This is a genomic window from Streptomyces sparsus (assembly GCF_054776295.1).
Genome location: NZ_BAAHCA010000625.1, coordinates 1 through 2,940, shown reverse-complemented (window position 1 = coordinate 2,940; position 2,940 = coordinate 1). Strand labels below are relative to the sequence as shown.

General features: G+C 71.8%; 2 protein-coding genes and 1 riboswitch. Both genes read left to right on the top strand.

Going from position 1 to position 2,940, the window contains the following annotated elements; all coding sequences use genetic code 11:
• Positions 1–1,132, top strand: a 1,132-nt coding sequence (locus ACYVE9_RS21250) for a PP2C family protein-serine/threonine phosphatase (protein WP_461029487.1), incomplete at its 5' end; no start/stop codon positions are given.
• 355 nt (positions 1,133–1,487) lie between these two features.
• Positions 1,488–1,662: riboswitch (cyclic di-AMP (ydaO/yuaA leader) on the top strand.
• Between the two features lie 11 nt (positions 1,663–1,673).
• Entirely contained in the window at positions 1,674–2,714 is a 1,041-nt protein-coding gene (locus ACYVE9_RS21245) for a M23 family metallopeptidase (protein ID WP_461029486.1), read from the top strand.
• The last annotated feature ends 226 nt before the right edge of the window (positions 2,715–2,940 follow it).

Here is a 2,940-nt window from a genome sequence, read left to right as displayed (position 1 = left end):
AGGCCGGCTGAGGGCCGCGGGGGACGGCGGGAGACTCGCCCGGCTGCTGCCGGGCGCCCTGATCGTGCTCGGCGCCGTGGTCCAGCTGGCCACCCCGCCCCACATCACGTTCGCGGCGCTGTTCGCGGCGGCCCCGCTGGTCGCCGCGCCGCTGTACTCGGCGCGGGCGACCGCGGTGACCGGCCTGGTGGCCACCCTCGCGCTCTTGGCGCTGATGGTGGGCTTCGACAGCACCGGTTGGGCCGAGGACACCATGCAGACCCTCACCATGGCGACGGTCGCGATACTCGCCATGGGCATCAACCGGGTGCTGCGACACGGCAACCAGCAGCTGGCCTCGGCGCGCGGAGTCGCCGAGGTGGCGCAGCTTGCGGTGCTGCCGGTGCCGCCCGCCCGGATCGGGGCGCTGGACGTGGCGGCCCGCTACCAGGCGGCCCAGACCGACACGCGGATCGGCGGTGACCTCTACGCCGTGCAGGAGACGCCCTACGGGGTGCGGCTCGTCGTCGGTGACGTGCGGGGCAAGGGCCTGGAGGCTGTGGAGACCGTCGCCGTGGTCATCGGCGCGTTCCGCGAAGCCGCTGAGCAGGAGGCCGACCTGGCCCGGGTGGCGGGCCGCCTGGACCACGCACTCCACCGCGAGGGACGGGGGCGCGAGGGGATCGACCGGGTGGAGGGCTTCACCACGGCCCTACTCGTAGAGGTGGCCGGGGCGGCCGGGACGATCGGAGCCACCGGCGCTGGCGTGCTGCGGCTGGTCAACTGCGGCCATCCCGCACCGCTGCTGATGCTGCCCGACGGCACGGTGTCGCTGCTGGAGCCGCCCGAACACGCGCTGCCGCTCGGACTGCTGGGGCTGCTGGGCAGCGGTACCGGAGGACCGCCGGTGCCGTACGAGGTGGACTTCCCGCTCGGTGCCACCCTGCTGGTGCACACCGACGGCCTCACCGAAGCCCGGGACGAGAAGGGGGAGTTCTACCAGCCGGGGCCGCGGATCCGGCACCACGGCTGGCAACGCCTCAGGCCGCCCGCCCTCCTGGACCGCCTGCTGGCCGACGTGGACGCGTACACCGGCGGACAAGCCGCCGACGACATGGCGCTGCTCGCGGTGACTCGACGAACCCCGCAGTGACTCACCGGCCCTGAGCCGGTCGAACAGCTCCCGGCGCGTTGCACGGCTCGCGAGCCCGGACGAGCTGTGACCTGTGGGGCCAGTGGGACGGAAGTGAGTCGCGGACGGACACCGAACGACGAGCTTCACTATCACGGTGTGTGACCGTCCAGCCTCACTCTGCATTACGGCTTGGTCAAGATCCACTCGTTGGAGTGTCGTCTTGGCGAAGTAAATGCCCGGTTCCTGCCCCCGTGGTGCGGAACGTCCAGGCGGTGAAGGCTCCTTATTCCCCGAAGACTTGGAATCTGACCTCCGGGTCTATTAACGTTCGATAACGCAGCGCGGTCGTCACTGCCGTCGCAAGAGGCGGCGCCGTGCGCTATGGCCGAATCCTGACAGTGCATCACCACAGATCACACCTGCACCAAAGGAACCGGGGAACCACCACCTTGGGGTGAATCGGGCAGCTTCCGCAACGAAGCCGCCGGTAGGAGACCTTCCTGCTCCGAACCCGTCAGCTAACCCGGTAGGCCAGAAGGAAGGAAAGGAGAGCGCCCCCGTGGCGTCAAGCAGGTCTGCCACCGAGGCTCCGACGGCCGAGCCCACCGCGTTCGGTCCCGCCGCCGGAGACTCCTGGGACGAGTGGAACCCCACCGAAGAGTCCATCCGTTCCGTGCGAGGCCGCCACCGGGTCGCCAAGCAGCGCAGCGGTATGGCCCGCAGCGGCGCGGTGCTGGGCGTCGGCATGGTCGCGGCGATGGGCGCCGGCGGCATCGCCACCGCGCAGGACAAGCCGCAGCTGCCCGTCTCGCTGCCGGACCTCGGCTCCCTCACCGACAAGCTTCCCGAAGCCGCCGAACTGCCCGGTGTCGGCACCCTGGTCGCCGACACCGCCGAGCAGGAGGACACCACCACCGTCGCCGCGCCGCTGACCCAGGCCGGGCTGACCGGGGACGACACGGCCGCCGGGCAGACCGACGCCGGTGAGGCCCTCCGGGCCCGCATCCTCCAGCAGGCCGACCAGCAGCAGGCCGCCGCGGAGCAGCAGGCGCGCGAAGCCGCCGCCGAGAAGGCCGCCGCCGACGCGTCCGCGAGCGCCGCCAAGACGGCCGAGGCCGAGCGCAAGGCGGAGGAGGAGCGCAAGCGCAAGGCCGAGGAGGAGCGCAAGCGTAAGGCGGAGGAAGAGCGGCTGCGCAAGCTCGCCGCCACCTTCAGCATGCCGCTCGGCTCCTACCAACTCACGTCCAGTTTCGGTGACTCCGGCTCGATGTGGTCCAACAACCACACCGGCCAGGACTTCGCCGCGCCGACCGGCACCCCGGTCAAGGCCGTGCACGGCGGCACCATCAAGGAAGCCGGCTGGGCCGGCTCCTACGGTTACCGCATCATCCTGGAACTCAACGACGGCACCGAGATCTGGTACTGCCACCTGTCGTCGATGACGAAGACCGGCGGCAGCGTCACCACCGGCGAGGTCATCGGAAACGTCGGCTCCACCGGCAACTCCTCCGGTCCGCACCTCCACCTCGAGGTCCGTCCCGGTGGCGGCGCCCCGATCGACCCGCTCTCCTGGCTGCGCGGCAAGGGCCTCAACGTCTGACCCGTGCCGACGCACACCCTTCCCCGGCCGCCCCGTCGCGGTCCGGAACAGCCGGACGGTCCTGACGGTCCGGCTGTTCCGTGAGGTTCAGGCGGTCCGGGCGGGCGATGCTCCGGGCGGGGTGAACTGGGGGTGCGGCGCGCTGCGTCCGGGACGCACCCGCCGTCCGGACGCGGTCCGCGGAAGGCCGCCGGTTCGCGGGCGCCGCGCCAGGGGCTGCCTCGCG